Annotated in this window: 13 protein-coding genes; 5 read left to right on the top strand and 8 right to left on the bottom strand. The window is 45.0% G+C overall.

Annotated elements, in window-relative coordinates; genetic code table 11:
• Window positions 1–44: 44 nt before the first annotated feature.
• The gene (locus L990_RS07755) at window positions 45–941 is read right to left on the bottom strand and encodes a helix-turn-helix domain-containing protein (protein ID WP_081981645.1); all 897 of its coding nucleotides are present in this window, start codon (window positions 939–941) and stop codon (window positions 45–47) included.
• Window positions 942–1058: 117 nt separating this feature from the next.
• Between L990_RS07755 and L990_RS07750 the strand changes: the two genes are divergently transcribed.
• Genes L990_RS07750 through L990_RS07740 form a run of 3 tightly spaced genes read left to right on the top strand, consistent with a single transcriptional unit; the run spans window position 1059 to window position 5049 of the window.
• Window positions 1059–2390, top strand: a complete 1332-nt coding sequence (locus L990_RS07750; RefSeq protein ID WP_047447311.1) for a TolC family protein — start codon at window positions 1059–1061, stop codon at window positions 2388–2390.
• A 30-nt stretch (window positions 2391–2420) separates the two neighbouring features.
• Window positions 2421–3455, top strand: coding sequence for an HlyD family secretion protein (locus L990_RS07745; protein WP_047447308.1), 1035 nt, complete (start codon window positions 2421–2423; stop codon window positions 3453–3455).
• 4 nt (window positions 3456–3459) lie between these two features.
• On the top strand, window positions 3460–5049 hold the full coding sequence (locus L990_RS07740) for a hypothetical protein (RefSeq protein WP_047447305.1): 1590 nt from the start codon (window positions 3460–3462) through the stop codon (window positions 5047–5049).
• Window positions 5050–5131: 82 nt separating this feature from the next.
• On the opposite strand, the gene L990_RS07735 is transcribed toward L990_RS07740, so the two are convergent.
• The 3 genes from L990_RS07735 to L990_RS07725 form a co-directional block, all read right to left on the bottom strand.
• Window positions 5132–5767 (bottom strand): flavodoxin family protein, encoded by a 636-nt coding sequence (locus L990_RS07735; protein ID WP_047447302.1) that lies wholly within the window; start codon window positions 5765–5767, stop codon window positions 5132–5134.
• Between the two features lie 249 nt (window positions 5768–6016).
• Entirely contained in the window at window positions 6017–7027 is a 1011-nt protein-coding gene (gene hutG, locus L990_RS07730) for a formimidoylglutamase (protein ID WP_047447299.1), read from the bottom strand.
• A 147-nt stretch (window positions 7028–7174) separates the two neighbouring features.
• Complete coding sequence (locus L990_RS07725; RefSeq protein WP_047447297.1) at window positions 7175–9172, bottom strand: urocanate hydratase; 1998 nt, start codon at window positions 9170–9172, stop codon at window positions 7175–7177.
• A gap of 364 nt (window positions 9173–9536) precedes the next feature.
• Here L990_RS07725 and L990_RS07720 point away from each other — a divergent pair, with 364 nt between their 5' ends.
• Window positions 9537–10427 (top strand): LysR family transcriptional regulator, encoded by an 891-nt coding sequence (locus L990_RS07720; RefSeq protein WP_047447294.1) that lies wholly within the window; start codon window positions 9537–9539, stop codon window positions 10425–10427.
• Window positions 10428–10826: 399 nt separating this feature from the next.
• On the opposite strand, the gene L990_RS07715 is transcribed toward L990_RS07720, so the two are convergent.
• Both L990_RS07715 and L990_RS07710 read right to left on the bottom strand, forming a co-directional pair.
• Window positions 10827–11726, bottom strand: a complete 900-nt coding sequence (locus L990_RS07715; RefSeq protein WP_047447291.1) for a hypothetical protein — start codon at window positions 11724–11726, stop codon at window positions 10827–10829.
• 395 nt (window positions 11727–12121) lie between these two features.
• A complete protein-coding gene (locus L990_RS07710; protein WP_047447288.1) occupies window positions 12122–12544 on the bottom strand; it encodes a hypothetical protein in 423 nt (140 codons plus the stop codon).
• 1235 nt (window positions 12545–13779) lie between these two features.
• On the opposite strand from L990_RS07710, the gene L990_RS07695 reads away from it, so the two are divergent.
• Window positions 13780–14523: a DUF6261 family protein gene (locus tag L990_RS07695; RefSeq protein WP_047447281.1), complete on the top strand. Its 744-nt coding sequence runs from the start codon at window positions 13780–13782 to the stop codon at window positions 14521–14523.
• Window positions 14524–14821: 298 nt separating this feature from the next.
• Here the strand turns inward: L990_RS07695 and L990_RS07690 are convergent, their stop codons facing one another.
• Together L990_RS07690 and L990_RS07685 are read right to left on the bottom strand one after the other, a co-directional pair.
• The gene (locus tag L990_RS07690; protein WP_197057257.1) at window positions 14822–15466 is read right to left on the bottom strand and encodes a cation transporter; all 645 of its coding nucleotides are present in this window, start codon (window positions 15464–15466) and stop codon (window positions 14822–14824) included.
• 333 nt (window positions 15467–15799) lie between these two features.
• The gene (locus L990_RS07685; RefSeq protein WP_156121431.1) at window positions 15800–16444 is read right to left on the bottom strand and encodes a hypothetical protein; all 645 of its coding nucleotides are present in this window, start codon (window positions 16442–16444) and stop codon (window positions 15800–15802) included.
• Window positions 16445–16699: the final 255 nt, after the last annotated feature.

The following is a 16699-nucleotide window of genomic DNA, read 5'->3' as shown; positions in this document are numbered from 1 at the left end:
TAATTTAATAACAAGATGTAATAATCCAATTTTCGGCATAAACGCTATCGGCTAGCGTTACGGAAGTAAGAGGGAGTTATGCCCGTATGTTTCTTGAAATACTTACACAAAAAGGCTTCGCAAGGATAGCCTAGCTGTGCTGCAATCTCCTTTAGGGGAGTTGATTTTGTTTTTAATCGAAGCTTTAGCTCCGTTATTGCAAGCTTGTCTATAAGCTCCTTTGCCGATTTTCCGGTACTTTCTTTTATGACAATAGATAGGTATTTGGGAGTTATACATAGCTTATCGGCATAAAAAGCAACCTCCCTGATGGTATTGTGCACTTTAATTAGGCGAAAGAATTCTTCCTGCAGCTCTTTCTTCCTTTTTCGTAACCTAGAATGAATTGGCTTACCTACAATCACCTTACTATATAAGTCGAGATAAAAGTTGTGCAGCAGATTGAATATAATTTCGCTGCGACAAACATTGGTAGTATCAAAAAACTTACGGTGCATTATGACGAAATATTCCGCAAGCATCGCCTCTTTCTCGCTTTCTGGAAGGGTATACGTTACATTCTCCCTCAAAAAACCAATAAATGCGGTAGGAAATCGGTATAGTATTTCGTCAACAAGCAGGTTCGAGAACGAGAAGTAGGCCAACGAAAAGTCGTCAGATTTTTCGTTACATGACAATATCTGTCCCGGAAACACAACAATAATATCGTTAGGAGCAATGCGATACGAGAGCATGTCTATCTCTATATCTGCACTCCCTTCCAAACAAAGACCTACCAAGCATCCGCCCATTTTACTAGGTGAAAAAGCAATGGGTAAGCTAGGATGTGCAAGTGAAATATCAAACACATCGTCGATACTCATCGACTCGGCAATAAAGATATCTGGAGTTCGCTGCTGCATACGTAGTCTATTCTCAATTTGTATGCAAAAATAGCCCATTACTTTCGTTTTACACGAAAACTATGGAAATAAAGACAATTTTAATAGAAATCGGGATAGGCGTTATTGCATCAATAACCAAGATCTTTGCTCCCCGACAAATTAAACAGAATTGTAATGAATTTACGGAAAACAAGTTTTTCTATTACAGCTATTTGCTCCTTACTTTTCATTTCTCCTTGCAGTTTTTCTCAAACAGAAAGAACGCTAACCCTTGCAGAGGCTTATAAGTTGGCCATTGCGAATAGCAAACTGCTAAAACTTTCGCAGGCAGAAGTAGAAACAGCACAAACAGCCACAAAAGTGGTACGTACGGCACTATCTCCCTCTTTAGAAGCCTCTCTTTCGGCTTCGTATATTGGAAATGGAACGCTGATGAATCGAAACTTTACCAACCCGCAAGCCATTTCTATGCCTCATTTCGGAAATAGCTTTGGGATGGAGGCTTCTCAGGTAATCTTTACAGGCAAAGCGATTTCTTCGAGCATAGAAAAAGCAAAGCTCGAAGAAAAAGTTGCCAAGCTTAACTACGACCGTAATGAGCTAGACATCTGCTTTCTGGTTACAGGATACTATTTAGACCTATACAAGTTAAAAAATCAACGTAAAGTCTTTATAAAGAACGTAGAGCAAACAGAGCACCTACTACAACAGGTAAAATCTAAAGAGGCTCAAGGCATGGTTTTAGGCAACGACATAACCCGCCACGAGCTACAGATGCAGAACCTAAAGCTGTCTCTGCTAGAAATAGAAAACAACCGTAAAATCATAAATAACCAGCTAGTAGCCACCCTTGGATTACCAGATAACATCCAAATCGAGCCCGACTCTTCGATTCTCGAAATGGATTTAAGCACAGTAATAAAAGATAACCTACTACAACAAGCCGCGGCCAACTTACCCGAGCTAAAAGCTGCAGCCATTAATAAAGACATTGCTACAAAAGAGCTGCAAATTGCCAAGTCGGATTACTACCCCAAAGTTGCATTAGCTGCAGCTAACAGCTTTAATGGGCCCATACTTATCGAAGTGCCCACAATAAACCGCAACTTTAACTACTGGTACGTTGGCATAGGAATAAGATACAACCTTGCATCGCTCTACAAAGCCAACCGGAAAGTACAGCTGGCAACCAGCAAGCAGCACCTAGCCGCCGCTGCCGAATCCATCGCACAGGAACAAGCGCAAGTATCAATCTACCGAGCATATACCAAGTTCAAAGAGTCGTTCGAAAAGCTCGCAACCTATAAAACCAGCAGCCAGCTAGCCAACGAAAACTACCGAATAGTAAATAACCGCTATCTAAGCGAGCTGGTTCTTATTACCGAAATGCTCGATGCAAGCAATACGAAACTCAATGCCGAGCTACAGGTAGTAAATGCCAAGCTCGATGTAATTTATTGCTACTACTGGCTACAGCGCGAGATTGGAAGCAAGGGAGATAAATAGCAAAAGGTTCAATTTAAAAAAAAACATACCATGGTAAAGAAGAAGATGAAGCTAGCCTATAATATTGTTGTCGGCATACTACTTACATGCGGCATTGCATGGGTTTGTTCCAGATTTGTACATCTTGGCAACGTAGAATTTACAGACAATGCGCAAGTCAAACAGCAAATTGTACCGATAAGCTCACGTGTACAAGGATTTGTCAAAAAGGTTTACTTTAAAGAATACCAGCGAGTACACAAAGGAGATACGCTGGTAGTAATTGACGATGCCGAATACCAGTACCGCCTAGCGCAAGCCGAAGCAGACTACCGAAATGCGGTGATTGGCAAAAGAGCAATGGGAACCAGCGTTCTTACCACACAAAGCAACATTGGCGTAACAGAAGCTGGAGTGGAAGAAAGCCGCATCCGACTAGAAAATGCCGAAAAGGAGTATAATCGCCATAAAATATTATTGGCCCAGAAGTCGGTAACCCAACAGCAGTTTGACGCCATATTGGCCAACTACAAAGCTTCCAAGGCGCGCTACGAGCAGCTACAACGCCAACGCAACACCACCTCCCTCGTTAAGGAGGAGCAAACCTTACGCCTCAACCAAAACGACGCAGGAATAAAGGTTGCCAAAGCGGCGCTCGAGCTCGCCCGACTGAATCTCTCCTACACCATTATCGTTGCCCCATGCGATGGAACTACAGGCCGTAAAAACATCGAAGAGGGGCAGCTTATTCAGCCAGGACAGGCGTTGCTCGATTTAGTTAATGAAACCGATAAATGGATTGTGGCCAACTACAAGGAAACCCAAATGCCCAATATTCGCGAAGGGCTTTCGGTAGATATCAAGGTGGATGCTATACCCAACGTTGTTTTTAAAGGGGAAGTCGGATCGATATCTCGCGCAACAGGTGCTAGCTTCTCCCTTTTCCCTCAAGACAATTCCTCCGGGAATTTTGTAAAGGTAGAGCAACGAATACCTGTTCGAATAAACCTTTCCAAATCAAACAGCATCAGCAACATGAATTTATTACGTTCTGGGATGAACGCAGAATGCGAGGTAAAGTACTAACAATATGCACCACAACGCACCGTTCTCCATCCCCGAGATAAAAAGCTTTATTCCCGAAAAGGTGAAGCCCTGGATCCTTTTTGTCTTCTTCATCATTTACCAGCTCTCTGGCGGGGTATATATGGCAGCCGTTGCCGACATGTCTGGCTCGTTGGCGCTAATGCAGGAGGATATTTTGATGGCCGGGTTCGCCTCCCTTGTTGGGTTGGGGCTAACCTTTACCATCATGTTTCGGTTAAAATTTCGCTTTTCGACCAAAACATCGCTTACTGCAACGGCACTTGGGCTGGTTGCCTGCAACTTAATCTGCGCGCATACCAGCAGCGTACCCATTTTGGTGGCAGCGAGCTTCGTTGCAGGATTTTTTAGGATGTGGGGAACATTCGCCTGCAACAGCACCATCCAGCTTTGGGTAACTCCAACGCGCAATATGGCCGTGTGGTTTTGCTATATCCAGCTATGCGTACAATGCTTTCTCCAGCTTTCGGGCTTAACCACCATCTACGTAGCCTTTCTATCGCAGTGGGAGTACATGCACTGGTTAATCATCGGATGCCTGCTCGTGCTGACGTTAGTAACACAGGTTACGTTCCGCCACCACCGGTTTATGAAGCCACTTCCCCTTTTTGGCATCGACTGGATGGGGGCTGCATTATGGGCCACCACCTTACTCTGCTCGATATTCGTTCTTAACTATGGCGACTACTACAATTGGTACGATTCGAGGTATATATGGATGGGCACCTTGGCCGGTGCAGCGGCTTTAGTGCTAAACGTATGGAGAGCCTCATTTATTCGGCATCCATTTATCTCCAACCAAACTTGGAGGTACCGTAACGTGTGGCTAACATTCCTGCTGCTTGCTGTAACCAACATCCTTCTTGGTCCATCCCACACCTTGGAACATATCTACACCTCCTCCATTCTGAGATATGACGAGCTGAATCTTATATCTTTAAACTGGATAGTACTATTGGGCATTATATGCGGCGCAGTTTTTACCTATGCAACCTTTGCCAAGCTGAAATGGAGATACAAGACGATGACTACAATTGGCTTTTCCTTTTTGGTCGGATACTTAATGGTAATGTACTTCACCATCGACTATAACCTCCCAAAAGAGATGCTATTTCTGCCCCTACTGCTACGCGGGGTGGGTTCCATAATCATTACCATAACCCTAATTACCGCTCTTTCGGTTGTCCCCTTTCACCATTTTGCCCAGTCATTAACGGTACAATCGTTCATGAGCGCCTGCTTGGGGTCGATGCTTGGCACCGCCATATTAACCTATGCATTTAAGCATGTAACAGCCAAAAATATAGTGCTGCTAAGCCCTAATCTTGATAGGGTTAATACAGCGGTAAGCCATATCCCTGCCGGAAATATTTACGGTGGCTTACAGCAGCATGCAATGCTCTTAAGTATGAAAGAAATATATGGATGGCTTGGTCTGCTAGGCATTTTTTGCCTGTTAGCCTTTCTCCTTCGAGAGAGCTCCCTACGCCCCCAATCGCTACATCCTAAATTTAAAAGTATAAGGCGCGCCCTTAAGCACGAACTTAAGCTTGATAAGCTTGCGCCCGAAGAGTAGTCCCCACACACCCCAACAATACCCTACAAAAAAAGGTAGCGGAGTTCTTCCGCTACCTTTTCATCTATTTAAGGTGCTATACCTATCGTATAAAGTTGGTCATTACCTTGGCAGTTGGGGCTGGTGCAGGAATAGAATCCTTTGTTTGCTCGCGCATCTTGAGCTGCCAGGCCATATTACGCCCCAAAACTTCCATCGTCTGCATCGCCTCGCCATCCTGAAGCACCTCTGCAGGTGTTCTTCCGTGGGTTATGTTCCAGTAGTTGGCCGTTGCAATCATCATCTCCGAGTAGGTAAGGTAATGGTTCAGGCTGTCGAGGGTAGCCGAGCCTCCCGAACGGCGAACGGCCACAACTGCAGCGCCCACCTTCTGGCGGAATAGGCCACCATTGGCACCCGACACGTAAAAGGCCCTATCCAGAAAGCTTTTCATTGTGCCTGCAACACCCGAAAAGTAAACGGGCGAAGAAATAATAATGCCGTCGGCCTCCTTTAGCACCTGTATCCACTCATTTACCGGGTCGGTGGTAATGGTACACTTCTCGTCCCTATTTTTTGCGCATTGGCCACAGGCAATACATCCGCGTACCGCCTTATTGCCAACATGGAGAATCTCAAAGTCGATACCATTTTCCTTTAGCGTGTTCCCAACCTGCATTAAAGCATGGTAGGTATTGCCCTCTTTGCGGGGACTTCCGTTAACTGCAACTACTTTCATACTGTTTAGTTCCTGTTGTATCAAGCGACAATTTAGTAAAAACCAAAGTACTAAAGGTAAATCTCGACAAATAAAAAATGCCAAGACTTCCTCCCTACAAAGTTAATAGAAGTAAACGTTGTAGCCTACTAAAGCAATACCGAGTAGCCACTTGCCCATATTGCATGGCTACAGCTTAAAAGATAAACGTAGAGTAGAAGCTACAACAGACCCAAATGCAGGCGTATGCTCGCGGTGCAGCAGCTTACCCTACCAAATAGGCTTGTAGTTCATTACGGTAAAGTCTACAATCTTGGCGGCCAACGTTGCGGTATGCCTGTCCCTATCTATCGAAGGGTTTAGCTCGGCAAGGTCTAACGCTACCACCTTTTTCGTATCCAGCAGATAGCTTAGGAGCTTAAACACAAAGTAGGGCGTAAAGCCAAGTGGCGAAGGGGCGCTTACACCGGGCGCGTAGGCCGACGAAAAGCCATCAAGGTCGATGGAGATGTAAATATAATCGTTGCGCTCTACTATTGGTTCGAGCCTTTTTTTCAAAGCAGCCAGCTCTACGCTCGAAGATTCGCAGTCGTAGTTTATGGCGTAGCCAACATTCTTCTCCCGGGCAATTTCAAAAAGCTCCTTGGTGTTGGATTGCTGCTGAATTCCGATTGCAAAGTAGTCTACCGGCTGCCCTAGCTGCTCAAATTCTGTTAGTATTTGGTTAAATGGGGTGCCAGAGTTTCCGCGTCCCTCTACAGGACGAAGGTCGAAGTGCGCATCAAAGTTTATGATAGCTACACGACGCTTGGGTGTTGCCTTAATGGCCTCCCAGATTCCCATAAAGTGGCCGTATGCCATATCATGACCGCCACCAAAAGCGATTGGAAATATTTTATGCCTCAACAGATCGGTAATGGCAAGGGCAAACATCTGCTGGCATGCCTCCATATCGTCGTCGATACAAATAACATCCCCCACATCAACTACACGTTTCGATTCGAAATGTATGGGCTGCTTTGCCAGCCTCTCACGAATAGCTTTGGGCCCCTCATGGGCTCCTATTCGCCCCCTATTGCGCCTTACGCCTTCGTCGCATACGTAACCTATAATGGCAACATCAATAGCGGGCGAACCGGGATACTGTTTTGAGAGGTTATTGATATCCAGCAGCTCTATCTGCTGATGCCAGTACTGGTTACCTTTGTCGGGGTTAGATTTTCTTCCCTCCCAGCTGCTCTTTTCGGCAAGCTTATAATCTGCATTAATGGCGTTACTCACTGCTGCTTTGTTTTATGGTAAACGGACTTGTACAATTGGAGTTAAAAGAGCAAGCATTCTAAAAAAATGGATATGGAAAAGGGCAAAACCCTCTCCCCATATCCATTTAAAGCAATAAAACCGAATATTTTTATGCCAATGCTACCCCTAGAATAGGTTCTTTAGCACGTCATCTTCAACAATATTAGGGATGGTAACCTTTAGCTCGGGGGTGCGCTCCATCTCGCGCTTGATGGCAAATAGCGCCTCCTTGTTACGAGCCCAGCTACGACGGGCAATACCGTTGTTTACATCGTAAAATAGCATTCGCTTTAGGCGGGCATCAGCTTCGGGTGTGCCATCTAGCACCATACCAAAGCCACCGTTAATTACCTCGCCCCAGCCTACACCACCTCCGTTGTGGATGGATACCCAGGTGGCGCCTCTAAAGCTATCGCCAATTACGTTTTGAATGGCCATATCGGCCGTAAACTTGCTACCGTCGTATATGTTGGATGTTTCGCGGTAAGGCGAGTCGGTGCCGCTTACATCGTGATGGTCTCTACCCAAAACTACGGTACCAATCTTACCTTGAGCAATGGCGTTGTTGAAAGCCTCTGCAATTTTCGAGCGGCCTTCGGCATCGGCGTAAAGAATACGAGCTTGCGATCCTACCACCATCTTATTCTTCTTGGCATTCTTAATCCAGGTGATGTTGTCCTGCATCTGCAGCTGAATTTCCTCTGGAGAGTTTTCCATAATGCCCTGTAGCACGTTCATGGCAATCTCGTCGGTTTGATCAAGATCCTCTGGCTTGCCCGAAGCACAAACCCAACGGAACGGACCGAAACCATAGTCAAAGCACATTGGTCCCAAAATATCCTGAACGTAGGATGGATACCTAAAATCGATACCATTAGCAGCCATAATATCGGCTCCAGCACGCGAAGCCTCCAACAGGAATGCATTTCCGTAATCAAAGAAGTAGGTTCCCTTTGCTGTGTGGCGATTTATTGCAGCTGCATGACGACGCAACGACTCCTGAACTTTCTCTCTAAAGAGCTCGGGCTCCTCACGGATTAACCTATTCGACTCTTCGTAAGAAATTCCTACAGGATAGTATCCGCCAGTCCACGGAATATGAAGTGAGGTTTGATCAGAACCAATATGTATAAATAGATCCTCCTTATCGAAGCGCTCCCATACATCCACCACGTTACCTATGTACGCAATAGACACCACCTCGTCGTTTGCCTTAGCCTGCTTTACGCGTGCCACCAGCTCGTCCATCGAGTCGATAAGCACATCTACCCAACCCTGCTCGTAACGTTTGGTTGCCGCTTTGGGGTTAACCTCTGCGCAAACGGTAATACATCCGGCAATGTTACCTGCCTTAGGTTGAGCGCCGCTCATTCCGCCTAAACCTGCCGTTAGGAATACCTTACCGGTAGAGCTTTCGCCCTTTTTAAGCATCTTACGGAAAGCGTTCATCACGGTAATGGTTGTACCGTGCACAATGCCTTGTGGACCGATATACATGTACGACCCAGCTGTCATTTGACCATACTGCGATACGCCAAGTGCATTAAATTTCTCCCAGTGGTCGGGTTTCGAGTAGTTAGGAATAACCATACCGTTGGTAACAATAACTCTAGGTGCCTCTTTCGACGATGGGAATAGTCCCATTGGGTGTCCAGAGTACATATTTAGCGTTTGCTCATCGGTCATGGTTGCTAAATACTGCATAGTTAGCAGATATTGCGCCCAGTTTTGAAAAACGGCCCCGTTACCACCATAGGTGATAAGCTCTTCGGGGTGTTGAGCCACGGCAGGATCGAGGTTGTTTTGTATCATCAGCATTATCGCTGCTGCTTGTCTCGACTTGGCAGGATACTCCTCTATTGGACGAGCGTACATCTTGTACTCGGGTTTGAAGCGGTACATGTATATGCGTCCATAATCCTGAAGTTCCTGAGCAAACTCCACGGCCAGCTCCTTATGCCACTCGCTAGGAAAGTAGCGAAGCGCATTACGAACGGCAAGCTGCTTCTCTTCGGGTGATAGAATATCCTTTCGCTTAGGAGCCCTGTTGGCATCCTTAGGCAGCTCCCTTTTAGCAGGAAGCGTAGCAGGAATACCCTGCAATATCTGTTCTTGAAATGTCATAATCCTATATTAACTAGTTAGCTATTATCATCAACAATAAAAAGGATGCGGCCTACGGGTAGCTCTCTACCATAACCTTAGGCAATGGCCTAACCGCTGCTTTAGGAAGCCGCTTAACGCTAGCCCATCTCCCATTGTACCATTGCCCTAGGTGGATGTACATCCCCTACCGCTTGGTCGGCCAGCAACGAGGAGCCTATCGCAGGGACAAACGCCCAACCTCGTACTTTAGGTGCTTCTTTTAAAGCGCCTTGCTGCAGGCTAAAATATCTTGGTAGCCGTTGGCAAATAGCCGCCTCTTTTCGTCCTTTTATACAAAAATACAGCTATTTTTGATACCAAATAAGACTACTTTCATCAGCTAATGATAACCACCAGTAATCAAATAGAGCTCCGACATCTCAAGTATTTCCTTGCTTTAGCGCAGGACCTACACTTTCGGAAGGCTGCCGAGCGGCTATACATATCGCAGCCCGGGTTAAGCCGCCAGATAAAGCAGCTGGAAGACGACCTTGGTACGGTACTTTTTGTAAGGCACAACCGAAAGGTGGAGCTTACACAAGCCGGCGCATACCTTCGCGACGAGCTCGCTAAAACCTTCAAGCAGCTCGACGATATTTTTGCCCACGCCAAGCTCCTCAACGATGGCATCGACGGCAATTTGAAGCTGGGATATATCGGCTCCGCCATGCAAAAGGTTATTCCCGAACTGCTGCTAAAGTTCAAAACCCGACATCCCAATATTATCTTTAGCCTAAATGAAATGAACAATGAGGAGCAGCTACAGGCGCTCCTAAATCAGGATATTGATGTTGGCTTTGTTAGAATGGAGCGGGTACCACGTGGCCTCAACATTCGCTCGGTGTTCGAAGACACCTTCTCGCTGGTTCTCCCACAAGATCATCCCGTAAGCGAATCGAACTTTACTAGCCTTGCCCAGCTAAAGGACGAATCTTTCATCCTCTTTGACTCCTCGTTCAGCGAATCGTACTACGTTAACGTGATGCAGCTGTTCGACAGCAGCGGGTTTACCCCCCTTGTCTCGCACTATACGGTAAACGCCAGCTCCATCTTTCGGCTTGTGGAGAACGGATTTGGCATCTCCATTGTGCCCACCTCGCTTACCCTTGGCTACAGCATGAAGATTAAGTTTGTGGAGCTAAAAGCAATTCCACAGCGTACCACCCTAAATATTGTGTGGAGCAGCAAAAACCCCAACCCTATCCTTGATAGCTTCCTGCAGGTAGTGGAGTAGCGAAAAGCACGCCAATGGTACGAATGTACGGTAATGAGGTATGCCATAACGCCAAAGCGGCGCATACAAGCAAAAGAAGTAGCAGGGATGAGGATTCCCTAAAGTAGATCCTTACCATCCCCCATACTTGCTGTAATCCGATGCAAATGCGGTGTACCACCAACCCTATAACTAGAATATCAGCTTAAAAGAATTAAGCAGGCCTCGTAGAAAGAAGCCCTTGCCCATCAGCGGCAACCTGCAGCAATAAGCGGCTACTCGCATTATCTTTTAATCCTCCATCCCCTACTTGGCTTACGGACACCCTACTCATTTGTTGGTAGCGGCTTTACGTTGCTGCCAGCAGGCGGTGCCCATAACCCAATAAAGCGTTACATCGTGGTAATGCACCACCTAAGGCTACCAAATTATGTCGTCCCAAAGAGGTTGGTTCTCTAAAGGTATTAGGCGGGCTCCCGCGCGGGCAAGCATATCGTTGCATTCGGCAAATACTTCGGTACCCAGCGTTATAAACCGCCTGATATCTTCCTTTTCGAAGCCTTTACGCTCCAAGAGTGCTTCGAACATGTCGGATCGTCGGCCAACGAGCAGCTGCAGCGAACAGTTAAGACATTCGAGGAAGAGTATGCTGTCAAACACGGTAAGCTCCACCACCTCCGCCTTCTCGGTCATGCAGCGATGCTTTATGGTGTTGTAGCGCGAAATAAATATGTAGTCGGTAATCACATCGATATTGTGATCCCTGCTGAATGCAGGCTCTACAAAAAGAACCGCATCCAAAATTATGTACATGCAGTCGAATACAAGCGCTACTTCAGTTCCCGATTCCCATTCGAGAAAGTAGTCGCTCATTGCTTTCGCGTTTAGCTTATCGTTTTCTTTGCGGTAGTTTACATACTGATCGACAATAAGGTTGGTAATTCTGTCAACATTCTCCTCGTCAATCTCAAAATTATGCGGATACGCGATGTTACACTTACTGGCACTCTCCAAAAAGGCCTTATGGCTGTTTTTAGTGGCCAGACCCACCAATAGCTTCACAAATCCGGGACTTAACATCATCGACCACGATAACCCCTCGCCATCGAACTCAAACCCCGATCGATAGTCAACCGACAGCGCAGCGGTTTTAATGCCAATATCTATGTAAAAACGTTTTTTCCCGTTAGACAAGGTTTCGTAATCGAAACCGCTACTGACTGCCAGCTCATTTTCCGCCATATCGGGCACCGGCTCCGTGTTCACCCAGTTGTAGGCGGTCTGAAACTGCATGATGTTCAACTCCAAGGTCTCTTCCATGTTAAATAGGTTAATTATAGTTTGTTACTTGTGCTGCTATTCGCGTAAGAACCTAGCCTCTGCGCCAATAGCTACCACGTTACTTGCTCGCTTACAACCTCTCGGATACTTCGAATAGGCCTTCCCTCCGCTTTACGGCTCGCTGCTTCTGGCTACCTTAACAACAGGCTGCAAAACCTGCTAAATCCGCTTTTCCAAGAGCGCTACGCATCTCTGTTACCTTCTCTCCCTTTTGCTATTTCATTAACTCTTCTTCCTATTTTAAGGAAGGGCAGTCTACAGTAACCTAAGAAAATTGAAGATCAGGACAAAACGCAGCGTTACCTAATAGAAACCGTTCCTTTTTTAAAGAAAGTAATCATTATTACACAACAAAATAGAAAGCAGTAGTAGCCCTACCTTAAACGTTCATTCATTTCAATCAAAACACATTCAACGGCTTCTATATCCAACCTGTTATCATTTGCCAATGTTTGTATCTTTATTAAATCTTCAATTAACTTAACTCGAATCGGCCTTTCGTGTTCCTTAACAGTATGTCCATCAATAGATTTATGGTATCTATATTCATAATCAATAAGAGAATCATACAAACTATTTCTAATATCAGAAAAAGAATGATCTATCATAATTGGTTTTTCTCTTAAACGACTTATCCATCTACCCAACATATATGAAAGGTTTTGGAACCTTTTAGGTAGGTTGCATTTTTCTAATTCACTTGGATTTAACCGATTTCGTAGTCCGTTCAAACCTTCAAAACTTACATCGTTAGAACTCTTGTAATGTTCGATAAATTCTACTAACAAACAATTCATAAAAAACCTTTTATATTAATACATCTAAGTTAAACAATAAACATTAAAAAAAATCTAACTTCTCGACTTTTAGCTAGCAATAAAATACAATAAACTATTAAACAACAAATTAAAAACACAAACAAAACAAACACTACTTTGAAAAATACATTCAACTTTTAAATAATTAACAATACGTCTTGCTTTATTTTATTAAAAAAAACTTACTCGACGCATACATTCCATTACTCACCCATTGAACTAAAAAAAATTGCGATGTAATTTGGGTTCACATTTATGGTATACGGTTACTTAGCTGTTATATTAAAGAAAGTCGAGGCGGATGTAGTAGCGCTCCTAGCCGCAACCACGCAAAAGGAGCACCACCAAGGCGGAGTCCCAGTCGGGACGGTATAATCGGGTTAAAACCGCATCAGCAGTGTAGCATTTTTAGGAATATCGAAGCCGTAAGGGCCAGCAACCTTTACGCGATGGGCCGCCCACCAGCGGCAGCTACCATCCGCAAAAGCGCAGCTGGCGATTCGACATCACCAAGGCCTCTTTGACATGATGCAGCAGGATAAAAACGGATGGTAGGCACTCCACCAACAGGTGCAGCAGCAGCTTCCGCTAGTAGCGGAGGCCTGCAGACATGTTGGAAGGGCAGCTTTACGGCTGCTAGCCGCTTTCAAAAAAGTACAACGGGTACTTCTGGGTTCCAAATGGCTCCACGAACAATTACAAAAGGCCCTTTTGGTATCCGACAGCCCCTTTGAAACATTACAACGCCATCTGCACAACCCAAAAGCCCCAATGTAGCTTTACAAAGTAGCGTTGGAGCAGCAAAAATTCACCCTGTAAAATTACAAAAGGCCATTTCGGAGCTAAAAGATGGTTTTGTAACTATACAACGGCACCTTTTGCAACGGAAAGTACATTCTGTAAATATACAGCAACCATTTTTGCCTGTAAAGGCTGCTCCCAACCGGGTAGCAGCGGCAAAGGCAAGGCAACAGCATCCTGCACATCGTTTACAGCAGGCTTTTTTAGGGGCTAACGCTTCCCTTTTGCAGAGCGCACCAAAGAGCTACCCAACGCAAGCGGTACAGCTACCCGCCGGCACGCCACCAGCGCCACTACCAGCAAGCCGCCTACCGTACCACAAGCCTGCCGCCGCTGCAAAAGCTTGCCACCCCTACCCACATTGATGTTTTTTGTTTTTGGTTCATAGTTCATATAAACTAAAAAGTTCTATTATGAGCAAATTTTTTACATTCTTAGGCAGGTGCGTCCTAGATAACCTGCTGGGTTACATAAAAGAGATGCTACTCGTTATCTCTGCGGTTAACATACCTGAGCTGCTAACGAGCAAGACCTATGTAAAGTTTAAGGGAGTGTACGACGACATTTTGTTAGGCTACAAGCAGGATCGAAAAAACCCGTACACCGAAAAGTTGCAGGAAAAAATACGCAAGCGAAAGCTTTCGTTCAAGGCCCTGAGCCTAGCGGTAAAAAGCTTTCTTTACTCCGATATTGCCGCAGAGAAGCAGGCGGCAACATTACTAAACAGGCTCCTATTACAGTACTCCGACGAGTTTAGCAGGAAGACCATTAGCGGATCTACCAGCCTACTTGTACGCTTTATTGCCCTACTGGACGAGCCAGAATGTAAGGCGGCCATTGCCACCTTAAAGCTGGAGACAAAGGTAGCGCAGCTGCTTAAGGACGAAGGCGAATACGAATCGGTATACCTGCAAAGCGTAGACCAAGACTCCAACAGCGATAATGTAGAAGCCTCATCGAACCTCCGAAAGAAGCTCGAAGAAAGCTTACAGGAGCTGCTGAAGTTTGTAGACATAATGGCTGCCGAGCAGGACAACCCCAAGTGGAAGGAGCTTAGCAACAAGCTTGCAATCCTAAACAGCAAGTTTGAGCAGAGCGAAGCCGTGCGACAAACCGCCCTCAAGAAAAAGAGGGAGGATAAGCAAGCCTCCAAATAGGCAAACAAGAACCAAAAACAAAATCATAAAAAAAGAAGGGAACCTCTTCGGTTCCCTTTTTATATGTCCTAACTCCAATACAACCTCAAATAAATGGCGACCTTCAACGTCAGCTTGCATAAGGTTATCCTCAAAATTAAACTTCCAGCACAAAAAAAGCAGCTCGAAGTGAAGAAGCTACGCCATCAAAAGCAACAGGCTTTGGCCTACCTCCTAAACTCCATGAAGCACAAATGCAGGCCATACCTACCATGCAAAGGCTAGCGATTTTGAACACTACGAAAAGTAAAGGCGCTGGCTACGGCTTGCAGCGGCCTTCGCATCCACACTCCTTACCCTTTGCCTTTTCGAAAGATTCGCGCCCCTCTGTAATGGAAAAGTATACCAATCCTGCCGTACCTAGTACATCTGCATAGGCAAAACCTGTAAGTTCATAAATTATGCTAGCAGCAAACAGGACAATGGACATGTAAACGCATAATTTAGTGCAGTTACCATCTGCAATAATCGGTTCAGAACCAAGCTTTCTTCCTATCCATTTTTTCGCAATTGTAAGCCAAACCATTACAACGATAGAGATCAAAGATATTATGGCACCAGCTAGCGTCGTTTCCGGCCTATGGTTTTTCATTACGCTACCAACAATACCAACAAGCAGACCTGCAGAAAGGAGGTAAAAAGAAACACCCGTAACTATTAAGGCTGTTTTCTCGAATTGAGACTTTTCGCTAGCAGGATTGCGGCTAATACGAGTTACCATAACTGCTATACCAATACCCGAGATTATCTCAACAAAGCTATCAAATCCAAATCCCAGCAAAGCAAGCGTTTCATCAGCATACCCAAACGTTATAGACACAATCCCCTCTACCAGATTGTAGAATATGGTAAAAAGGCTTAGGTACCATGCCTGCCTGTAAAGCTTCTGCTCGTTGCTTGCCATAAAAATTCGTTTACGATTATCAAATATTAGCCTAAACCCTATTATCGGCATCTCTTAAACAAACTCGAACACAAAAAGCTAAGTATTCTTTGCTTTAAAAAAGTAGGTAACCGCCAAAAGCGGATGCAAGAAGATTTAATAAAATGTCCGTTACCCTTTCGCGCTACTCCGAATTGTCTACAACTAAACCTTTACAGCACTATTTCCAATTGCTGTAACACAAGTAGATAAAAAGCTATCGGTAAGACAAAAAAAAGATCCCTGACAAATGTGCTATGCAAATATCAGGGATGAGAAGAATACAAAAAATATTTGTCCACACAGGCTTTACGCCTAGTAGCTGTCGAACATAAAGGTATCAAGCAAGAACATAAAGACGCCCTCCTCGTTACCACATTGCTGCAGGAGCTTATCCCACGTTTTATCGCCAAACTCAAACTTATTTTTACTGCTATCGGAGTAGATCCACTTCTTAAAGATATCCATTTTCAAGGTTGCCGACTGCATACCAGATCGGTACTCCCACTCTCCCATCAAATTCTTCCGTATAGATAGCGTTCTCCCATTTTTGGTCTCCTTATAGGAGGGATTTCCAAAAATATCATTCTCCATTTCAACCTTTCCGTTTTTGCTATCCTCTATAATAGTTTTACCCATTATATCTACCGAGTAGGTTACCTTGTAGGCACTTTCGTGGCGGCATCTTTCGAGCAGAAATTTAAAGAAGTCAACCTTCTCCCCCTTAGATCCTAACAGATTAGGGTAGGCCATATCAATATACTCCTTCTTATAGGTTAGCTCATTATTCTCGCTATCTGTAAATATCAGGTTTTTAAAGATATCTTCCTTCAGGTAGGCGCGGTAGCTCTGGTTTTTCGATCGGTATTCTAGGTTACCAAAAATATCAAACTCTATTCGCTGGGCATAAATTTGAAGGCTGGCTAGCGCCATTACTAAAAGTAAAAAGGCTCTTTTCATACGGATATATTTTTTTATTAATCGTAAGCTCGACATTGGGCTGCAGAGGTAAATTGATGATCTGCCACACTGGTAAGGTTTGGAACCTGACCTGCACTAGCGCCGTTTAGTGCGGCTAGCTACCATCCTTAGCACGCAGATTTGCACCTATTGGGGTTACATTCTTCTCCGAATTGTGCCCCTTCCGAATACCTGCTACCTAGGTGGCACAAACCTCTATCGCCATCATCCTGCAAATATAGAAATAGCGGCAAT

This window comes from Alistipes sp. ZOR0009 (genome assembly GCF_000798815.1).
Lineage (GTDB): Bacteria > Bacteroidota > Bacteroidia > Bacteroidales > ZOR0009 > Acetobacteroides.
Note: the sequence above shows the minus strand (reverse complement) of the source record. Positions and strands in the feature narration are given on the sequence as shown.